Origin of the sequence: Skermanella pratensis, assembly GCF_008843145.1 — a bacterium.
Classification (GTDB): domain Bacteria; phylum Pseudomonadota; class Alphaproteobacteria; order Azospirillales; family Azospirillaceae; genus Skermanella; species Skermanella pratensis.
Genome location: NZ_CP030265.1, coordinates 4,432,546 through 4,453,226 on the forward strand (window position 1 = coordinate 4,432,546; position 20,681 = coordinate 4,453,226).

14 protein-coding genes are annotated in these 20,681 nt (G+C 66.6%); 10 read left to right on the forward strand and 4 right to left on the reverse strand.

What is annotated here, in order from left to right; all coding sequences use genetic code 11:
• Nucleotides 1-8 precede the first annotated feature (8 nt).
• Nucleotides 9-1,190, forward strand: a complete 1,182-nt coding sequence (locus tag DPR14_RS20395; protein ID WP_158046778.1) for a GNAT family N-acetyltransferase — start codon at nt 9-11, stop codon at nt 1,188-1,190.
• Nucleotides 1,191-1,339: 149 nt separating this feature from the next.
• Here the strand turns inward: DPR14_RS20395 and DPR14_RS20400 are convergent, their stop codons facing one another.
• Together DPR14_RS20400 and DPR14_RS20405 are read right to left on the reverse strand one after the other, a co-directional pair.
• Entirely contained in the window at nt 1,340-3,559 is a 2,220-nt protein-coding gene (locus DPR14_RS20400; RefSeq protein ID WP_158046779.1) for a PAS domain S-box protein, read from the reverse strand.
• Nucleotides 3,560-3,710: 151 nt separating this feature from the next.
• Entirely contained in the window at nt 3,711-4,826 is a 1,116-nt protein-coding gene (locus DPR14_RS20405; protein WP_158046780.1) for an ArsO family NAD(P)H-dependent flavin-containing monooxygenase, read from the reverse strand.
• A gap of 364 nt (nt 4,827-5,190) precedes the next feature.
• Between DPR14_RS20405 and DPR14_RS20410 the strand changes: the two genes are divergently transcribed.
• The 3 genes from DPR14_RS20410 to DPR14_RS20420 all read left to right on the forward strand — a co-directional run bounded on the left by DPR14_RS20410 (nt 5,191) and on the right by DPR14_RS20420 (nt 8,370).
• On the forward strand, nt 5,191-6,552 hold the full coding sequence (locus tag DPR14_RS20410) for a ferritin-like domain-containing protein (RefSeq protein ID WP_158046781.1): 1,362 nt from the start codon (nt 5,191-5,193) through the stop codon (nt 6,550-6,552).
• A gap of 53 nt (nt 6,553-6,605) precedes the next feature.
• Complete coding sequence (locus tag DPR14_RS20415; RefSeq protein ID WP_192499056.1) at nt 6,606-7,727, forward strand: patatin-like phospholipase family protein; 1,122 nt, start codon at nt 6,606-6,608, stop codon at nt 7,725-7,727.
• A gap of 67 nt (nt 7,728-7,794) precedes the next feature.
• Nucleotides 7,795-8,370, forward strand: a complete 576-nt coding sequence (locus DPR14_RS20420; protein ID WP_158046782.1) for a TspO/MBR family protein — start codon at nt 7,795-7,797, stop codon at nt 8,368-8,370.
• Between the two features lie 240 nt (nt 8,371-8,610).
• Here the strand turns inward: DPR14_RS20420 and DPR14_RS20425 are convergent, their stop codons facing one another.
• Nucleotides 8,611-11,700 carry an ATP-binding protein gene (locus tag DPR14_RS20425; protein WP_192499057.1) on the reverse strand — a complete coding sequence of 1,030 codons (3,090 nt, stop codon included), beginning with the start codon at nt 11,698-11,700 and terminating at the stop codon, nt 8,611-8,613.
• A 539-nt stretch (nt 11,701-12,239) separates the two neighbouring features.
• Between DPR14_RS20425 and DPR14_RS20430 the strand changes: the two genes are divergently transcribed.
• The 6 genes from DPR14_RS20430 to DPR14_RS20455 all read left to right on the forward strand — a co-directional run bounded on the left by DPR14_RS20430 (nt 12,240) and on the right by DPR14_RS20455 (nt 20,397).
• Nucleotides 12,240-13,262 (forward strand): gluconate 2-dehydrogenase subunit 3 family protein, encoded by a 1,023-nt coding sequence (locus DPR14_RS20430; RefSeq protein ID WP_158046784.1) that lies wholly within the window; start codon nt 12,240-12,242, stop codon nt 13,260-13,262.
• 12 nt (nt 13,263-13,274) lie between these two features.
• The gene (locus DPR14_RS20435; protein WP_158046785.1) at nt 13,275-15,143 is read left to right on the forward strand and encodes a GMC oxidoreductase; all 1,869 of its coding nucleotides are present in this window, start codon (nt 13,275-13,277) and stop codon (nt 15,141-15,143) included.
• Nucleotides 15,144-15,166: 23 nt separating this feature from the next.
• Entirely contained in the window at nt 15,167-16,345 is a 1,179-nt protein-coding gene (locus DPR14_RS20440) for a cupin domain-containing protein (RefSeq protein WP_158046786.1), read from the forward strand.
• A gap of 34 nt (nt 16,346-16,379) precedes the next feature.
• Nucleotides 16,380-17,750 carry a cupin domain-containing protein gene (locus DPR14_RS20445; RefSeq protein ID WP_158046787.1) on the forward strand — a complete coding sequence of 457 codons (1,371 nt, stop codon included), beginning with the start codon at nt 16,380-16,382 and terminating at the stop codon, nt 17,748-17,750.
• 4 nt (nt 17,751-17,754) lie between these two features.
• Nucleotides 17,755-19,689 carry an alpha-amylase family glycosyl hydrolase gene (locus DPR14_RS20450; protein WP_158046788.1) on the forward strand — a complete coding sequence of 645 codons (1,935 nt, stop codon included), beginning with the start codon at nt 17,755-17,757 and terminating at the stop codon, nt 19,687-19,689.
• 264 nt (nt 19,690-19,953) lie between these two features.
• Nucleotides 19,954-20,397 carry a hypothetical protein gene (locus DPR14_RS20455; protein WP_158046789.1) on the forward strand — a complete coding sequence of 148 codons (444 nt, stop codon included), beginning with the start codon at nt 19,954-19,956 and terminating at the stop codon, nt 20,395-20,397.
• Nucleotides 20,398-20,401: 4 nt separating this feature from the next.
• Here DPR14_RS20455 and DPR14_RS20460 read toward each other — a convergent pair whose 3' ends face one another.
• The gene (locus DPR14_RS20460; RefSeq protein WP_158046790.1) at nt 20,402-20,587 is read right to left on the reverse strand and encodes a hypothetical protein; all 186 of its coding nucleotides are present in this window, start codon (nt 20,585-20,587) and stop codon (nt 20,402-20,404) included.
• Between the last annotated feature and the right edge of the window lie 94 nt (nt 20,588-20,681).

Below are 20,681 nucleotides of genomic sequence, written 5' to 3' on the forward strand. Positions count from 1 at the left end.
ATGAACCCATGTCCAGCCCTCCCGTCTATTCCCCCTTCGAGCCGGCCGATCTGGACCGGATGACGATGCTGTTCCGGCATGCCTTCGCCTCCACGGCGGACGGCGTCCGGTTCTACATGTCTATCATCGGCGACCAGAACTTCCGGGTGATGCGGCGGTCGGGCGGCGCCGTGGGCACCCTGGCGCTGCTCGACATGGCCCAGTATTTCGGCGGGCGCGCCGTCCCCTGCCGGGGCATCGCGGCGGTCGCGGTGGAGCCGGGCGAGCGCGGGCGCGGCACCGGCGGCCGGATGATGGCGGCCATGCTGGAGGAGGCCCGCGCCGACGGCATGCCGATCTCGACCCTCTATCCCGCGACCCTGCCGCTGTATTCCAAGGCCGGCTACGGCATGGCCGGCGATCGCTTCACCTATCGCATCCCGTTCGGCATCCTGCGCGGCCTCCGCCCCGACCCGGCGCCGCAACTGGCCTTCCCGGCGGACCGCGCGGTCCTGGCCGGGCTTCAGCGGGAGCGGGCGCAACGGACGAACGGATTGCTGGAACGCTGCGAACTGATGTGGCAGCGGGTGCGCGGCACCGCCGAGAAGCCGCTCGACACCTTCCAGATCCCGGGCGACGACGGCCCCGAGGGATACCTGACGCTGGGCCCCCGGGCCCCCGACCGGACGCTCCATGTGGAGGACTGGGTCGCCCTCACTCCCCGCGCCGGGCGGACGATCCTGGGCTTCCTCGCGGGCTGGCACTCGCAGGCCAATACCGTCACCTGGGGCGGCGGCCCGGAGGATCTGCTGCTCCACCTGCTGCCCGATGTCGGCGGCGCCGTCGCCGGGTGGGAACAGTGGATGGTGCGCATCACCGACGTGGCCGGCGCCCTGGCCGCCCGGGGCTGGCCCGTTGGGGTCCAAGCCGAACTGACCCTCGACGTGGCCGATCCCCTGCTGCCCGGCAATGCCGGCCGCTACCGGCTGGAAGTCGCCGACGGGGAGGCCTCGGTCGAGCGGACCGGCGAGGCCGGCACCGGGGCTGCCGACATCGAACTCGGCGTCGACGCCCTGGCGACGCTCTATACCGGCCATCTCAGCCCCGGCATCCTGGCCGGCCTCGGCCGCCTCCGCGCCTCGCCCGAGGCGCTCGCCACCGCCACGACCCTGTTCGCAGGCCCCCGGCCGTGGCTGGCGGATATGTTCTGAAGAGCCGCCCGAAAGCCGGAGCGTTGGCCACAGGGGCGGCGCTGTAGAACTCGCGCAGGCGAGCGTCGTCCGTCGGGATCCGCCAGAAACAGGCCTGCGCCGCCTTTTCCCAGTACCGGCGGTGCCGCTCCAGGCGATGCCCGGATCGGCTACCTGATCGCCCCATAGGCCGCCGGCATCGGACGCTCGGGACCGAACCCGCCGGTGGCGGACCGGGAAGACCGCTCCGGACAGCCGTCACCTGCCCCTTCCTGCATCGCGGCCAGGATCTTCCGGTTCAGCTCGGCGCCGGAATAGGGCTTGGCGATCATGGCGTAGCCCCGGTCGGTGCCGTCCTCGCTGGCGACCGCATGGCCGGCGAACCCGGAGGTAAGCAGGATCGCCAGGCCGGGGCGCAGGCGTTGCGCCAAGCGGGCCAATTCCGCCCCGTTCATGCCGGGTGGCATGACGATGTCGCTGAACAGCAGATCCAGAGGCTGGTCTCCCCGCAGGATCACCAGGGCCTCGTTGGCGTTGGCGGCACCCTTGACCCGGTGCCCCTGATCCTCCAGGGTGGACATGGTGGCCACGCGGATCAGGGCATCGTCCTCGACCAGCAATATGTCCAGCGGTTCGACGGCGCCGGACCGGGTGGGCTGCCTGGACGGCCGGCGCAGGATCCGGTCGCGCGGAAAGCGGACGGTCGCGGTGGTTCCCCTGCCCACCACGCTGCTGAGCTGGATGACGCCGCCGTGCAGCTCGACCAGCCGGCGGGTCAGCGGCAGGCCCAGCCCGGTCCCCTCGACATCCCGGGCTCCCGCGTCGTCGGCGCGCCAGAAAGACTCGAACATGCGGATCAGGTTGTCCTCGGCGACGCCGATGCCGGTGTCCACGACCGACAGGACCAATCCTCCGAAAGCGTCCAGGTCGGCCACGACGTCGACCTGCCCGCCGCTCGGCGTGTATTTGACCGCGTTGGAGATCAGGTTGAGCAGGATCTGGCGCAGCCGCTTCTCGTCCGCCCGGATGAAGCGCACCTCGGCCGCCACTTTGGACGAGAGGGTCAGGCCGGCCCGCTTGGCCCGCGGCTCCAGCATCCGGGTGCAGAAATCGACGGCCTTGAGCAGGTCGACATCCTCCTCCTGAAGGGTCAGCTTGCCGGCCTCGGCCTTGGCGTGGTCGAGGATCTCGTTGATCAGTTCCAGCAGGTGCTGGCCGCTGTCGCAGATATCGTTCGCCCATTCCCGGTAGCTCGGATCGCCGAGCGGTCCCGACACCTCGTTCCGGGTCATGTCGGCGAAACCGATGATGGCGTTGAGCGGGCTTCGCAATTCGTGGCTCAAACCGGCAAGGAACTCGCTCTTGGCCTGGCTGGCGGCTTCGGCGGCGTCCTTGGCCCGTTGCAGCTCCGCGGCCGTGCGCTTGCGCTCCGAAATGTCCCGCATGATTCCGGTGAAGTGACGCTGCCCGTCGCCGCTCTCCCATTCGGCGATCGAGAGGTCGAGCGGAAAGACGCCGCCGTCCCGGCGCCGCCCCTGCACCTCGCGCCCGATGCCTATGATTCGCCGCTCCCCCGTTTTCCTGTGGCGGGCGAGATGGGCGTCATGGGCCGACCGGTCCGGCTCGGGGATCAGGATGCAGACGTTCTGCCCGATCACGTCAGCCGCGGCATAGCCGAACATGCGCTCCGCGGCGGGGTTGAACGCGACGAGCCTGCCCTCGTGGTCGATGATGGTGATCGCGTCGACGGCGGTATCGAAGATGGCCCGGTGCCGGGCCTCGCTCGTCCGGAGGGCGTGGATGCTGTCGATCCGCTCCCGCTCGCGGGAGAGCATGGTGCCGAACAGCAGGATCCCGACGACCGTCATGATCGCCAGCGGCAACCCGGCGGTCGAGACCGTGTGGATCGCGTCGGCCCAGGACGGCAGCAGGAAGGCGCTCAGAACCTGGGATGACGCCATGGTCCCGAGGATCAGGAAGTGCCCCGTCCTGAGCCGGCCGAGGGATCTTCGGAACATCAGGACGAAGGCGATGCCGGCCAGGGAACACAGCATGATGCCGGCCGTCCCGGCGACCGCCCCGACTCCCCCGTTCCAGAAACAGCGGTATGCCCCGGCTATGGTCCCGGCCAGGACCGCGGCGGGGATTCCGCCGAAGGGAGCGGCGAGGCCGAGCATGATGCTCCGCGCATCGATGAACACTCCGGGAATGATCTGAATCGGCGCCATCATCGAAAGCACGGCGCCGCCGCCGAATAGAAGACCACAGGTCAGGGTCCGCAATCGTGGCCGCTTATCGACCCGCCTCAAGGCATTGGTATAGGCGGTGAGTATCAGGCCGAGCAGGCCGGCGCTCTCGGCGAGTGAAAAAAGGACATCTAAAAAGGACATGGAACTACTCGCGGAAAAATCTTCAGCGAGTGTGCTGCCCAGGTCTTGAAGATTTGATAACGCCGGGCAAGCCGGGCTGCGGATCCTGTTCCAGGCAAGTAAATAAAATCACCGCAATGCGAACATATATTGTTATGAATTTCTAACGATTTTACGAGGGATCGAAAGATCCTTCAGTCACATGCCGCTCGAGCGTGGCTTCGATCTGCTTCGCCGTCTCGCGTGCAGTCCGCATGACGCCGATCAGCGTCGCCGAGGCGGTCCCGGTCCACTCGCCATAGCCGACCAGCCAAAGACGCGATTCGGCCGTGGACCGCGTGCCGTCGACCCGGACCCTGCCATCCTCCTCGACGACGCCGAGTCCCCTCAGCGGATCCAGTGCCGGCGCGAATCCCGTGCACCAGATCACGGCATCCGCCTGCGTCCCGGTTCCATCGTCCCATACCACGCCGGTTTCGGTGAACCGCACGAAGGGCCGCACCGACGTCAGGACGCCGCGGCTCCGCGCCTCGCGCACCGGCGGCACCATGACGATGTCGCCCAGGCCGCCTCTGGGGGTCTCCGCCGTCCTTCCTTCCTGCCCGGCACGCCAGCGCTCGGTGGCGCGATCGAACAGGACCCGCCCGTCCACATCGTCGGGCAGGAACGACGGCGGCTCGATCGTCACCCAGAGGGTCCGTGCCACCTTCGAGACTTCCGCCAGGATCTGCGCGCCCGAATTGCCGCCGCCCACGATCAGAACGGTCTGGCCGGCGAAATCGTCCGGGCTGCGGTACTCCGCCGAATGCACCTGCCGGCCCTTGAATTCCCGCCGTCCGGGATAGTCCGGAACGAACGGCCGGCGCCAGGTTCCGGTGGCGCTCACCACCGCCCGCGCCCGCCAGTCGCCGCGGTCGGTACGGACCAGAAGCCTCTCGCCGGCCTGGACCACGGTCTCGACCGTCACGGGACGGACGATGGGAAAGCCGTAGCGGGCCTCGTAGCGCGTCAGGTATTCGATCACGTGGCCGCGGCGCGGATACTCCTCCTCCGCCGGGGGCATCGGCCATCCGGGCAGCGAACTCCACTGCGCCGGAGAGAACAGACGCAGCGACTCCCAGCCATGCCGCCAAGCGCCGCCCGCCCCGTCCTCGCCGTCGAGGATGACGAAGGACAATCCCGTCCGGCGCAGGAAATACCCGACGGCCAGGCCGGACTGCCCGCCGCCGATCACCACGACGTCGCATTCCCGGCCCTGCGGTTCGGCCCCGATCGGCTCGCCATCCATCCCTCGACTCCCTCCACGGAACTTCCGGCCCCGCGGCGGGGCCTCACGGGCGGTTTACCCCGGTGGTTTCCGTACCTTATGGCAGCGCATGCGAATCGATCAACCCACCGGGCTTCCATCGGATCGCAAGACCGCTTCACATGGATGTATACCGCGCCTCCGCAGTAATACAGCGTATAAACAAACCTTTTCAATACACAAATAATGAAGTTTTCTCTTTTGGTGCTGCACCAATACGCTGGCATTTCATGAAAAACATGTGAACCGGGTCACTGTGAAGCAGGTCTCATCTTTATAGCCTCGGCCAACACATCGGATCGCCGGGATGCTTCCTGACCCGGCCATTTCTCGATAGGAGCCGACCATGCTCGATCACGGCAAGCACGCGCGCCCGAAGGCAGGCGCGGTCCAATCCATCGACGGCCTGTCCAACACCACCAGACGCACGTTCCTGCGAACGGTCGCGGTCCAGGCAGTGGCCCTGCCGGCCGCTTCCGTCCTGGCCGGCCGCAGCGGCCCGCTCGCCGCGGCCACCTTGAGTCCCGGCACCGCCTTGTCCGTGCCACGCCCCGGGGACGCCGGTATCCGCCCGATCATCCGGGAATTCGCCGATCCGTGGCTGGAACTCGTCCGGCTCCTGCGCGAAGCCGCCGAAGTCGAGCATGCCCTGATGGTCCAGTACCTGTACGCCGCCTTCTCGCTCAAGCCGGCCTATGCCGCCATCGCCGGATACGGCGCCCCCAATGCCGACGACCTGCTCGGCGTCGCCGTGCAGGAGATGCAGCACCTGGGCGCGGTCAACCGGTTCCTGGTCGCGATCGGGTCCTGCCCCCACCTGGAGCGGCAGGATTTCCCCTATGAACCGGCCATTTATCCCTTCGCCTTCCATCTGGAGCCGCTCAGCCGGCACAGCCTGGCGAAGTATGTCTATACCGAGGCGCCCCCCGATGCCCTCGACAGGACCAAGGCCAGCCCGGAGGATGCCCGGTTCATCGACGAGGTGTTCGCGGCGCTCGGCGGCAAGAGGCGTCCCAACCATATCGGCAGCCTGTACGAGCAGATCATCGCTTTGGTCGGAGAACTGAAGCAGTCCGCCTCCGCCCCGAAGCATGTCGATTTCGACCGCTGGACCGCCGACTTCGAAGCGATCAAGGACGAGGGGGAGATCGACCACTACCTTTTCTTCCGCAAGCTCTTCACGGGCCGGCACGAGGGACTGGCGGCGGTCGCGGGCGGGACCGCGAACGTCTGGGACCTGCCCGGCAACGATCCGCGCTACCCGGCCTTCGACGTCGCGGTCGATCCGACGGCGTTCATCGGGCATCCCGGTCAGATCATGGACGAGACGGCGCTGCGCATCGCCTGGCTGGGCAATCTCGAGTACTGGACGGTCCTGTGCCTGCTGGACAACCATTATCGCGACGGCGGCGACTGGGCGGTCGAGCGGGCCCGGGCGCACATGGTGGACGCCATGCTGCCGATCGCCCGGAACCTGGGTTCCAGGGGAGCCGCCCTGCCCTTCGACGCGCTGAGCATGGGCTATGCGCCCGGCACCGACGGCGCCATGTCGCGGCTCGCGATCCTGCGGCTGGTCCGGGAGGCGCAGGCCGTCGCGCGCTCCCTCGGGCCGGAGTTGCCGGGCGATTTCCCGCGGGACGTCCACGCGGACACCATCGCCGCGATCGAGGGCGACGTCGTCCTCGCCGGCTTCGGCACGCGGCGTTGACTTGCCTTTTGGCGGCGCAGCATAGGATTATCCCGGCGCAAGGGGAGATCCGCATGAAGATCGAGGGACACGGCACCAAGACCATCAACCTGGCGCTTCAGGGCGGAGGCAGCCACGGCGCCTTCACCTGGGGCGTGCTGGACCGCCTGCTGGACGAACAGCGCCTGGTCATCGAAGGGGTCAGCGGGACCAGTGCCGGCGCCATGAACGCGGCGGCCCTGGCCCAGGGCTGGACGCGGGGCGGTCGGGCGGGGGCCAGGGCGACCCTCGACCGGTTCTGGCGCAGGACCTCCGAGCTGTCGCACTTCAACCCGATCCGGCGCAGCCTCGTGGACCGTCTGCTCGGCCGGTGGAACCTGGACCATGCGCCGTCCACCAGGGTCCTGACATGGTTCCAGCACCTGCTGTCGCCCTACCAGAGCAATCCGCTGGGCCTCAATCCGCTTCGCACGGTGCTGAGCGAGCTGATCGACGAGGCGGACATCCAGGGGTGTTCCGGCATCAAGCTGTTCATCGCGGCGACCAACGTGGAGACCGGCCGGGCGCGCGTCTTCTGGCGGCACGAGGTCACGCTGGACGTGCTGCTCGCCTCGGCCTGCCTGCCCTTCACGTTCCAGGCGATCGAGATCGACGGCGCGCCCTATTGGGACGGCGGCTACATGGGCAACCCGGTGATCTGGCCGCTGATCTATCACTGCGACAGCCGCGACGTCGCGGTCGTCCAGATCAATCCGCTGGTGCGCAAGGGCACCCCTCGCACAAGCATCGAGATCATGAACCGGGTCAACGAGATCAGCTTCAACGCGTCGCTCATGGCGGAGATGCGAGCCATCGCCTTCGTCCAGCGGTTGATCGAGGAAGACGTGGAAGGTGGATCGAGCAGCCGGCTGAAGCGGATGAACATCCACATGATCGGCGACGAGGAACGCATGCGCGCGCTTGGCGCCACCAGCAAGATGAACGCCGAGCTGGACTTCCTGCTCCATCTCAAGTCGCTCGGCCAAAACGCGGCCGACGCCTGGCTGACCGAGAACTGGGGACATATCGGCCAGCGGTCGAGCATCGACCTGCGCGGCATCTTCCTGGCGGCGCGGCCCTCCGGAAGCCCGTCGCCATCCGCCGGGCCCGGCGGTCCCGATCCGGCGCTGCCCCGGAAGGTTTCCGGGCAGGCATAGCACCGGCCGGAACCAAAACCGGAGGGGTCTGTTGCCCTCGCCGGACCAAGACTTCAGGAGTCTCATCATGGGCACGCGACGGACCTTCTCACCCGGAACGGCGGCCCTCGCCGTGGGCGGCGCGCTGGCGCTGAGCGGGCTTTTCAGCCGGCGCTACAGCCCCGATCCCACCCATCCAGGCATTCGGGACTGGTACGACAGCCTGGAGAAGCCCGCATACAAGCCGCCCGACCCGGTGTTCGGGGCGGCCTGGCCTGTGCTGAGCACCCTGTTGGGCGTCGGCGCGTACAGGCTCATGCGGTCGGCGCCCAGCCCCGAGCGCGATGCCGCTCTGGCGCTGTGCGCGCTCGACATCGCCATCATGAGCGGATGGGCCAAGATCTTCTTCGGCGAGCGCAGCCTGACGGGAGCCGCCGTCGGCAGCGCCGTGCTGGTCGCCGGAGCCGCCGGCTATGTGGAGCGGGCATCCAGGGTGGACGGGGTCGCCGCCGCCCTGGGCGTGCCTTTTGCAGCCTGGAGCGTTTTCGGCGGCGTCATGACCGAGGATCTGCGCGAGCGGAACAGGGATCTGGACGGCCGCGACCCGGGCCGGCGTCTACCGCGGCGGCAGACGCCGGCCCGGTCGGCGCGGACTCAGCGATGAGCCGCTTCGGACTTCTCCGATCTCATCATATCCAGAAACGCGACCACGGTGGGAACACCAATAAGGACGAGCGCGAACAGCAATCCCATGATGACACCTCTTCAATCAGCCGGACAAGACCGGTAATCCGCATAGCATAACCGCACCTGGGCCGTCCGGTCTCGCCCGAGGTGAGGTCATACCCCGTTTGCCGCGGCCCCTGATCGAATTCGATCCCGTGCGGGTTGGCATCGGGCGCCGTCATGTCCAGGACAGAACCGCACGGGCGTTCTTCAGGTCGCGGGTATCCAGCCCTTCCCCGAACCACGAATAGATCGGCTCCAGAAGCTCCCGCGCCTCCCGGCGCCGCCCCCTGCGCTGCCACAGGCGGGCGAGGCTGGTGGCGGCCCGGAGTTCGCGCATCCGGGCGTTCTGCCCGCGCGCAATGTCCAGTCCCCGGCGCAGGGCCGCTTCGGCCGCCGCTCCCTGGTCGACCGCGATCAGCAGTTCGCCCCGGCGCCACTGCAGTTCCGCCTGCGACCCGAGTTCCCACCGCTCCGCCCGCTCGATCGCCTCGTCGATGAGCACCAGCCCTTCTGACGCCCGCCCCGCCTTGCTCAAGGCTTCGGCGAACAGGGCGAGATGGAAGGGAATGCCGAGTTCGCCGCGGGTCGCCCGGTATGCGGCCATGCCCTCCTGCATGATCGGCATGCCTTCGGCGGTCCGCCCCAGATGAACCAGCGCCCATCCCCGGAGGATCCTCCCCGCGGCCAGCGCCGAGGCGAAGCCGCAGTCGGACGCCAGCCCGATCAGCTCCCCGGTCAGGTCGGCCACCTGTTCCGGAGCGCCCGCATAGGCGGAGAAGTCGCTGGCCTGTTCGAGCGCGAAAGCCAGGGTGGCCGGGTGCGACAGGAGCCTGGCCCGGGTGAGGGCCTCCTTCTGCCGTTCGACGGCCTTGTCGGGATAGCCCCGGCTGAACAGGTTCCAGGACAGGAAGCCGAGGCATTTGATGCGGTGGTTGTACGGCTGCACCAGGGGCAGGTTCCGGCTCTGCGGCAGGTCGTGGAGCGCTATCGCCTGTTCCAGATGACCGCCCGCGGCCTCGAGCTGCCCAAGATAGAAGGAGATGACGCCGACGGCGGTGTGCCCCGTCAGCCGGGCCGACGTTTCCCGCTGCTGCTCGGCCTCGGCCAGCAGTTCCTTGGCGATGGCGAGCGCATGCCTCAACTCGGCGCGGCCGAGATGAAACTCCGTCTGGCCGTAGAGCGCCGTGAGGAGCTGGGTCCTTTCACCGATCTGCTCGCACAGCTGGCGGGCCCGGACATAGGCGCCGCCCACCTCCGGCGCGGCCAGCCCCTTCGTGGCGGCGAGGGCCGCCCCCAGCGTGATCTGAAGCGGGATCTCGAGCCGATCCCGCCCGATCCCCTCGGGCAGCCTGGCGAGAAGGCGCAGCCCTTCGTTCACCTGCTCGACGGCCTCGAGGCTGCCGGACTGGGCCAACGCCCTTTGTCCGGCGATAAGCCGGTGTTGGGCGGCTTCCAGGAACTGGCCGGCCTCCTCGTAATGACGGGCGACCAGTTCGGGCCTGTTCCGGACGGTATCCGGAAAGCGCCCGACGAGGGTTCGGACGATGCGGCCGTGCAGCTGCCGCCGCTTGCCGCGCAACAGCGCCTGGTAGGCGGTCTCCTGGATCAGCGCGTGCTTGAAGCTGTATGTCGCCTTGGGCGGAGTCCCGTGGGACAGCAGGAGCCCTCCTCCGGTGAGCTGGTCCAGGGCATCGCTCAGGGCGCGGTCGTCCAGGTCGGACACCGCGGCCAGCAGGTCGTGGGAGAACTCCCGTCCGATCACGGCACCGATCTGCGCCACCTCCTTGCCCGGCGCCAGCCGGTCGAGGCGGGCCATCAGCAGATCGTGCAGGGTGGCGGGAATCGTCGTGGCCGGCAGGTCGGACGGCCCGCCCCAGCCATTTTCGGGGACGCTGGATTCCAGCACCGCCCTCGTCAGTTCCTCGATGAAGAGGGGAACGCCGTCGGCCCGGCCGATGATCCGGCCGATCACGCGATCGGGGAGCGCCCCGCGCTGCGCGACGCTGGTCACCAGCATCGCGGACTGCTCCGGCGTGAACCGCTTCAGCACGATGCTGGTGCAGTGGGACCGGTCGTCCGCCGTCCAGGGCGGGTTGAAGTCCAGCCGGAACGTGACGATCAACATCAGCCGCAGCGATCGGGCGCGATTCATGATCAGCGTCAGCAACTCCAGAGTGCTCGGGTCTGCGGCGTGCGCATCCTCGACCTGCAGCAACATGGGCCGGCGGGAAGCCAGTCCGCCGAAGTGGGCCGCCAGGGCGTCGAGCATCAGTTCCCTGCGTTGGCCGGAGTCCTGGATGACCGGCCGGCCGCGGTCGTCGAACGGGATCGACAGCAGGGATGCGATCGGCTGTAGCACCTCGTCGACGAGGCAGCCCGACCGGGCGAGCATGGCCCTCAGCTTGTCGATCCTGCGCTCCGGCCGGTCGTCCGCCGCGAGCCCCGCCTCCCGCTCAAGAGCCTCGATCACGGGAAAGAACGCGGTGTGCCGGAACTGCGGGCTGCAGGAGAAGTCGAGCCGGCCGTCGGGCGGGATGCCGAGATGGCGCGAGAGTTCATGGAGCATGCGCGACTTGCCGATGCCGGGCTCTCCGCCGAGCAGCACCACCTGACCGTCGCCCGCCGCCGACCGGTGCCAGCGGTCCGCCAGCAGCGCGAACTCCTCCTCGCGGCCGATCATCGGAGTCGATCCCGTGTCGTGCAGGGCGGCGAAGCGGCTTGCCACGTTCCTTTCGCCGTCCACCCGCCAGACCCGGACGGGCTTGGCGAAGCCCCTCAACTCCTGGTCGCCCATGTCGGTGCAGTCGAACAGCCCGCCGATCAGCCGGCGCGTCGTCTCCGCGATCACCACCGAATTCGGCTCGGCGAGCGTCTGCAGGCGGGCCGCCAGGTTGAGCGGACCGCCGATGACCATCCGCTCCTCCAGAACGGACCGGTCGGCCAGGTCGTCCACGACGACCAGGCCCGTCGCGATCCCGACGCGGACGCGCAGGCCGGGTCTCGACGGCAGCACAAGTCCGGCGACGGCCCGGACCAGGGCCAGTCCGGTCCGGACCGCCCGCTCCGCATCGTTCTCCTGAACGGCCGGATAGCCGAAATAAATCAGGATGCCGTCACCAAGATGCCGGGCGATCCAGCCGTCGAACCGCTCGACGACACCGGTGCTGACGTCACGATAAGCCCGGATGACGTTGCACATGTCCTCCGGATCCAACTGCTCCGACAGGGCGGTCGAGCCGACAATGTCGCAGAACAGAGCCGTCATCTGCCGGCGCTGCCCTTGCGGCCGCAACGCTTCCCCATCCCGGCTCCGGGCTCTCAGAGCCGTCCCGCAATGGCGACAATAGAAATCCCCGCATTGGTCTTGATGGCCGCAGGCAGGGCATTTCATCACGAAATCTCTCTTGCTGCACCGAGTACTCAATGGAAGCGTCGCGCCGTGGTCGCCATCAGGGTACCGCACGGCCGAACCGGCATCCTATTCCGCTTTCGGCGTGTCACCAATGAGCAGGTAGCGGTCCCGTAAATCAGCCGGATCGCCGGTCTCCTTGAATATAGGCCTCTCCACTTTGGTACATATAACCGAATTCATGGCTACTTATAACAGATATCGGAGTAGTAATTTTAACTATAAGCTCATTCTGACCAATAAAAATCCGATCAGGACTGCAGATCAGCTCAAGCGAAGCAGCAGCCGACGAGCAGACGTGCCGGCGTCGGGTGCCGCTTCGTTCTAGCCGGCCCACGAATTTTCGTATGAACGCTTGACTTGAAACTCTAACGTCTTTCCATCCCGGAGGGATCATGACGTTTGCCACCATTGTCGAACCGACCGACGACGATCATGTCCTTGACCTGTGCGCGAAACATCTGGCGCGGCTCAACAACGACCTCCGGCACTCCTACAACGGTCACTTGGCCGGAGATCCGCGCGGACGCTTCAGCGAAGGCTGGCGTTTTCCAGCCATCGAGTCCGACCGGGAGCCCGGATTCAACCAGGTCACCCTGGTCTGGCGCCGGGAAATGGACGAGGCCCGGCCCGACTCCGTCGGATTGATCGGAACGTTCAGGGCTCTTTACGACCGGATCCCCCTGCGTGAGATCCCGGACTCCCTGTACTGGTATGTAACGATCAGGGTTCCTAAGCGAACTTGTCACAGATACCTGTTCCAGGTCGGCGGCGCCTACCACCAGGATCGCGTCAACCCGCAGACCGAGAAGGACGGCGACGGGCGGACCTGGTCGCGCTTCTTCACGGAGGAAACAACCAGGCCGATCGTCCTGCAGGCCCACGAGCGCCGGATCCTGAGCCGGTTCGTGCAGCATATCCTGCCGTTCCGGACCCCGGCCGCGGAAGAGTTCCTTCGCTCCCCCGGCAACCCGCTGCCCAGGGATGTCTATGAACTGGACCAAGCCGTGGGCGTCGTCAACTTCATCGACAAGGTGCTGGCCCGGGAAGAACGGCATAACCGGATCGACTACGCGATCTGCCTGCGCGAAATCGAGAAGATCCTGCGCCTGCGGGAGCCCTATTCGGAGCCGGACAATGTAACCAAGGAAGCTTTCACCAGGCTCTACGGGGAAATGTGGGGCCAGGTGCCGGGCTGGGACCTGTCGGTCTACGACAATCCCTCGCATTTCTTGCGCATGGTTCGGCGGCATACCTTCCTCGGCGCCTTCTCCCATCCGAAGTACGGCGGCAATGCGATGGCCGTGGGCTGGCGTTTCCTGGAGGAGCGCTTCCGCGATCCCGGGGGCAACGGCGTCTTCGACTGGCGCAAGGCGATCGAAAAGCCGCTCGGGACCAACAACGAGTATGTGGGCTAGGAGGGCCGGGTCGTGGCTGAGGAATACGATATCGTCATCATCGGCAGCGGCGCCGGCGGGGCGCCGATCGCGTCGGAACTGGCGGGTTTGGAGAACCGGGCATTGCGCATCCTGGTCCTCGAGAAAGGCCCGAAACTCAGGACGCAGGAGGACAACCCGGCCGGCGGCTTCAGCGACTTCAAGCGGGACGAACTGCTGAACGCGGGGCCGGAGAAGCGGATCAACTGGGACGGCGCCGGCAACACGAACCGGCCTTTCTATTCCAGCCACATCGAGCCCGACCTGAACGACGAGCCGCACCTGTGGTCCGGGCATGACGAGCAGGATCCCCGCGTCACGGTCGAGGGTTACACCGCCCAGGTCGTCGGCGGCGGAACCCAGCTCTACGGCGCCGTTTCCCTTCGTTTCCCGGAACGGGACTTCATGCTGGCATCGGCCGACCGCCCCGCCGGGCTGCCTAACGATCCCTACGCCGATCCCGACGTCGATATCCGGGACTGGCCCATCGGCTACGACGACCTGCTGCCCTATTACGAGAAGGCGGAGACGCTGGTCGGCATCAACGGCACCGTCGACGATGTGCAGACCGGGGCGCCGGCCCAGGAGAAGAAGTTCCCGAAGAACTGCTACCAGACGCCGCTCTCCCCGAACCCGATCAGCCAGTTCGCCCTGGACGGGATGAAGAGCATAGGCGCCCAGGTCTATCGCACGCCCCTTGCCGTCATCACCGAAGCCCATGCCCCCAGCGGGCGGCCGACGCCGGGATGGGTCAAGACGGGCTACGTCAACCGCTACGGCGATCCGCTGGGCTACAAGTCGAACACCTGGGTTTCGCTGCTTCGCCCCGCGATGCGGACTCATCCCGGCCGGATCGACCTGCGGGCCAACTGCACCGTCACTCACCTGGAGGCGAGCGGCAAGCGCATCACCAAGGTGCATTACCGCGACGCCAGCGGGTTCCCGAAAAGCGTCGGGGGAAAAATCGTGGTGGTCGCCTGTTCGGCGATCGAATCCGTTCGGCTGCTGATGCTGTCGGCGGAAGAGGACCCCACCGGGCTGGGCAAGCTCCTGCGCCACGACGAGGACGGCACCCCCCTCGGCCGATACTTCCTGACCCACTGCTTCGGCGGCGCGGAGGTCAGCATCCCGGACGGCAGGCGCTTCGACAAGACGCAGTCGCTGGACAGCGACTACGCAACGGATTGGACGAGCCGGCTCGACTTCCTGCGCAGCAACAACATGTGGGCCGGCGCCGCCATCTACAACAACACGTCGGACCAGTCCCTGCCCGTCACCCTGGCGCGGACGGACGGTGCCAACGACCTCGATACCTGGTGGGAGGGCTTCGACAACGACCCCGACAAGACCGGCGAGGGCATGCTCGGCTGGATGGATGCCGATTTCGGCACGCGGCTGAGCGTCAGCTTCATGGCCAACCAGGTTCCCTGGCGGAAGAACCGCATCCGGCTGAGCGACTTGCGCGACAAGTGGAACCGCAAGAGCGCCTGGGTCGTCAAGGACTGGCATCCCCACGACGGCCACGTGATGAACACCCTGGCCCGCGTGTGCGAGGACATCCTGCTGGCGGGAATTCCCGGAACGAAGCGGGAGGGCACGGGCATCCCGTGGAACAGGGGCGTCATCGGGGAAGGCAGCGTCTATGGCCAGGGCGTCCGCATCGCGAACCACATCCTGGGCGGCGCGCGCTTCGGCACCGACCGCGCCACGTCGGTGCTGGATCCCGACTGCCGCGTCTGGGACATCGACAATCTCTACGTCACCGACGGCTGTTTCATGCCGACGTCGGGCGGCGCCAACCCGACGCTGACGATCCAGGCGAATTCGTTCCGCGTCGCGGACATTCTCAAGCAGGCGGTTTAACCAGGACGGAACGAGGAACGGCCATGGATTTCCGGTTCCAGGACATCTTCAACAGCGTGGACGCGAGCGTCTTCCAGGTCGTGTTCTTTCCCGACCGCATCTACCACGACCAATACTTGAACGCGACCCGGTCCGAACGGTACCGGTACAATGTGCAGGAGGTCCGGACCAAGGCGGAGATCACCGTCCTGAAGGGCGAGGTCTACAAGGACTCGATGCTTTACACCAACTTCCTGCGGGTCGAGTACCGGTCGGCGCGGCTGGTCGAGGCGATGCGGGTGAAGGGGCGGTTGGGCGGTGCGGCGGTGCGGGCGCGCATCCGCCTGTGGCTCGACCACGAGCAGCGCGACCTGACCCAGGCGCAGTTCCTGAACGAGAACGATCCGGTCATCCGGCTCTATTACTGTCCATGGGTCGACGCCTATCAGGTCGAACTGTGGAATACCCTCGAACCCGGCGAGGGCGACCATCACGACATCGAGGTGCTGACCCAGATGGGCCGCAACGGGGCGATCACGAAAGTGCCCAAGCTGTCGGCGAAGACGGCGGACGTGAAGCTGATCCGCGAGGTCGACCTGGAGTTCCTGGAGGACGACGTCACCGAGACCTCCGGCTACTTCCTGCCGGACACCGAGGTGGCCAGGGACGACTTCTACTTCCGCAATCTCCAGGTCCCCAACACGGACGAGCCCAGCAGCGACAGGAACACCATCCTGAAGGGGACCTACACGCTGAACTTCCGCCGGGGCTTCTTCATACCGGATATCAAGAAAGTGGCGCCGGTCCGCTATCGCAACGCCATGATGTCCTCCGACAACCCGTTCGCCCGGCCCGACAACATCCTGGAGATGAGGTGGCTGCTTCAGGACGAGTTCTCCTCCTCCATGGTCTTCTTCCACGAGGTGGCGGTGCCGCCCGGGGTGGTGGAAGGCACGCACCAGCATATCGGCAGCGAGGAGCTTTACTTCGTGTACGAAGGCGAAGGCATCGCCTACATGGGCGCTGCCGACCATCCCGACCTGCCGGACGATCACCCGATCGAACAGCGGCACGTGTTCGGGCTGGATCCCAAGCCGGTACGGCCGCTCGACGTCAAGGCGGGCTCCGTGATCTTCACCAAGAGCGGCGGCGTACACGGCATCAAGAACACCCATGCGACCCAGACCTTGCGGTTCGTCGCATTTCTGTATCAGAGCGCCTGAATCAGAGCACCCGACCCGGCACAGGATGACGTCCATGCAGATTATCGAAGCCGAGATCCGGAACAACATCGCGGTGTCCCCGGGACGGGGTCCCGACTACCAGGACCAGAACCCGATCCTGAGGATGATGGACACCTGGGCGAAGGCGGAGCTGGCGGCCGACCGCGAGCATTACGATGCCGGCAGCCTGGACTTCCTGTTCCCATTCAGGGATCTGGCGCTTTACGGCCCGAGGCCGCCGAACTCGGGCTTGCTCGACCCGCGGCAGCAGGACGAGAAACAGGACTTCCAGAAACAGAACGTCGCGGATTTCAACCTGGAGGATTGCTGGCTCGCCCGGGGTTACGCCAGCGCCGATCCCTGGGATGGCAGCTTCCTCAAGCTCTCCTACTCCGCAAGCCCCTTCACGCGGCTGGCCGCGAAGGCGGCCGAGGCGGGCTCCCCGCTGAAATCCAACATCCGCGCCTGGATCAGGGTCAGCGGCAATGCCACGCCCTTTCCCGTCATGCTGCCCTACAACCCGCGCACCGACCGGTACGAGGTCGAGATCTGGGCCTATCCGGGTCGCGACCTGCAAGACCGGCTGGGCGACAAGGGCCGCGCCGCGTTTGATCTCGGGGCGATCGTCGCCGATGCCACCATCGTCCGCGGCGAGCGATCGGCCTTCCACGGACCGGCGATCAGCGGGGAGCGCGACCAGGCGAACCGGCCGATCGCGCAGACCAACGATCCGTCCCCGGTCGACATGATCCAGCGCGCGACGGACCACACCATGCATCCGGTGCTTCCGGTGACGGTGGAGGTCGCCTGGGCGAACGACTCCCTGCAGGTCTGGGACAACAACGGCGGCAACAATTATACTTACAAGTTCAACATGCTGTTTCGCGGATGGCGGAATTACCTGCAGGTCGGACAGAGCCGCCACCCGCATGGCGGCGTGGGCTTCCTCGAATACCGCAATCTGCTGTCGAACTATTTCTCCCTTGAGGACAGGCGCAGATCGGTGCTGGGCAACCGCTGGGAGCCGGAGCTGGGCCGCGAGCTGAACTCATGGAACTTCGGCGCCGACGCCTGGAACGGCCGGCAGGCAGCGGGACCCAAGCCCGCCGGCCCGGAGCTGGAGCGCTTCATGGCCGTCGACTACATGGACCTGCACCTGCTCAACGCCCGGTGCGGCATCGGCATCCACCGTCACCGCGATAACCAGGAAGTGTTCCTGCTGATGGAAGGCAGCGCGCTGATGCTGGTGGGCGACTGGTGCAAGTTTCCCGACCGGGAACGCGCTTTCGAGCTGCGCCAGATGGAGGCGGGCGACCTCGCCATCTGCAAGACCGGCCAGCTGCATGCCCTGTACAATCACACGGACGAGCAGATCAAGCTGTTCATGTTCGGGGGGTATGATTGATCCGATGCCCGCATCCCAGCAGCACATCACCCCGGCGACGCCCATGGGGGCGAACCTGGTCCAAGGCGGCGCCACGTTCCGCGTCTGGGCGCCGCGCGCGAGGAAGGTCCATGTCTGCGGCGATTTCAACGGCTGGGCCCGGGACGATTCCTCGCTCCTGGCGAAGCACGGCGACGGCCGCTGGACCGGGTTCGCGCCCGATGCGCGGGACGGCGACAAGTACAAGTTTTACGTCACCGGCGACGGCACCGAAGGCTTCAAGCGCGATCCCTATGCCCGCGAGCTGACGGTCGCCTGGCCCAACCCCGACTGCATCCTCCGCTCGGCCGGCAGCTTCCCCTGGCAGGACTGGAGCTGGCGCACGCCGGATTTCCGCGACCTGATCATCTACCAGCTCCATGTGGGGACCTGGTACGGCCCGGACCGCCCGAACCGGGTCGCGAAGTTCCTCGATGTCCTGGACCGGGTCGAATACTTGGCGGACCTGGGCATCAACGCGATCGAACCGCTGCCCATCGTCGAATACAGCACGTCGCGCAGCATGGGATACAACGGCTCCGACCTGTTCTCGCCCGAGATGGACTATCAGGTCGGGGACGCCGAGCTTGACCGGTATCTCGGCCTGGCGAACCGGCTGCTGGCCGGGAAAGGAAAGGCGCCGCTGACCCGCGCGGTTCTCGCGGTCGGCATCAACCAACTCAAGGCACTGGTGGATATCTGCCATCATTACGGCATCGCGGTCCTGCTCGACGTGGTCTACAACCACGCGTCCGGCGATGTCAGGTCCCAGCCGGAATCGATCTATTTCTTCGACCGCGCCGGCGGCACGGACCCCAACGACAGCCTCTATTTCACGGAGCAGGACCATACCGGTCCGGTGTTCGCCTTCTGGAAAGGCGACGTGCGCCAGTTCCTGATCGACAACGCCCGGTTCTTCCTCGACGAGTACCATGTGGACGGCTTCCGCTACGACCAGGTGACCGTGATCGACCGGCAGAATGCCGGCTCCGGCTGGCTGTTCTGCCAGCACCTGAACGAGACGCTTACCCATCAGGATCCTTCCGCCATCAACATCGCGGAATACTGGGGACCGGAACCCGCGGTCGTCCGTCCGCAGGACCAGGGCGGCGCCGGCTTCCATGCCAACTGGCACGACGGGCTGCGCACCGCGATCCGCGGCGTCATCGAGCAGGCGGCCGGCGGACAGGGCGCCTTCGTCGACTGGCAGCCGGTCGTGGACCATCTCCGCGCGCCCGGTTTCCGGGACGCCTGGCGCGCCGTCCAGTACGTCGAAAGCCACGACGAGGTCTACCGCGACCGCAACGCCCGGATCCCTTCGCTGGCCGTGGGCGGCGGCCGGCAGACCCGGACCTGGTACGCGACCAGCCGGTCGCGGGTGGCGACCGGCCTCGTCCTGACGGCGCCCGGCATTCCCATGCTCTTCATGGGGCAGGAATTCTACGAGGACAAACGCTGGGCCGACGATCCGCCGAACCACCGGGACGCGCTTCTCTTCTGGGACGGCCTGGGCAACGACAAGACCATGATCGACTTCCACCGGTTCACGCGCGAACTGGCATGGCTGCGGCGGAAGCACCCCGCACTGCGGGGCGAAGGGATCCGCACGGTTTCCATGGAGAACGGCTCCCGCGTGCTGGTCTTCCAGAGATGGGCCGAGGGCCTGGGCCGCGATGTGGTGGTGGTGGCGAGCCTGAACGAGGCGACCCAGTACGGCTACCGGATTCCGATGCCGGCGCCGGGGCAGTGGTTCGAGGTCTTCAACAGCGACCTCTACGAGAACTGGGTGAACCCTGCGGCGGCCGGCAACGGCGGATCGGTCCGGGCGGACGGACCGGGCCTGAACGGGCTTTCCTGGTCGGCCGCCGTCACGATCCCCGCTAATTCCATCCTGGTGTTCGCCCGCGATTTCGGGGACTGAAATCTCATCGTTCCGGACCGGGTTTCACGAACCGGCCGGCCGCCGGTATTGGATATCGGCAGTCCTTCGCGAGTCGACACTCGACGCTGGAAAGCTCCGCTCATGTCAGCGATAATCCTCCGGTCGAGTTGCTTGGCCGTGACAGCCTGATTGTTTCAGAACTCGATCAAGGAACGGAGAACATTCCCCACATCCCGGGACACGATCATCACGGCCAGGTGTTCTGAAGAAGAGACCATCGACACTGTCCAGCGGAGGCGTGTGATGCGTGGGTCTTTTGCCTTCTTCGTAGCACTGGTCTTCGGGCCGGCCACAAGCTTGGCACACTGGGAATTCACCAGGTGGGGGATGACGGTGGACGAGGTGCAGCGGGCATCCCGATACGACGCCATCCTCAACGGCCAGGGCTTCGGCTGCCTGCTGGAGATGCCCGGCCCCGTACAGTTTCAAGGCAGCCGGTTCGACAAGGTGCTGTTCTGCTTCGACGACGACACGCTGCTGAGAGGGGTAGAATTGGTCGCAGACGCGACCGCCTATGCCGGCATCGAAAAAACGCTCCAGCGGGCTTACGGCCCGCCTATGCTCCGCCGGAGCCTTGACATGCCGGAACGTTATTGGAGCCATCCCGAAAGCGGCGACATGATCCTGCTGTCCCAGGACGGCAAAGCGGTCGTCACCTACCGGGAGGCCCCGGAGGGCTCGAACTGACGGGTCAGCTGTCGCCCGGCTTGGCCGGCTTGAGGTTGGGGTCTGAATCCCCATCCGGGGCCCGGCTCCCCCCTTTCGCGGGCGCCGTCGTGGTATCCTGCTTGCCGGATTCCCCGCCGCCCTGCGGGATGGACGTGTCGCCCTTCAGGCGCTGCTGGTCCTTGGCTGCGGCTTCGGTTTCGCTGGTCATTTATAGTCTCTCCATCGGCTTGAACGCTCAATGGTGAACAACAGGCCGGACCGCTGTTATGTCTCGAAGACCGGCCGCTTGACACGGCCATGCC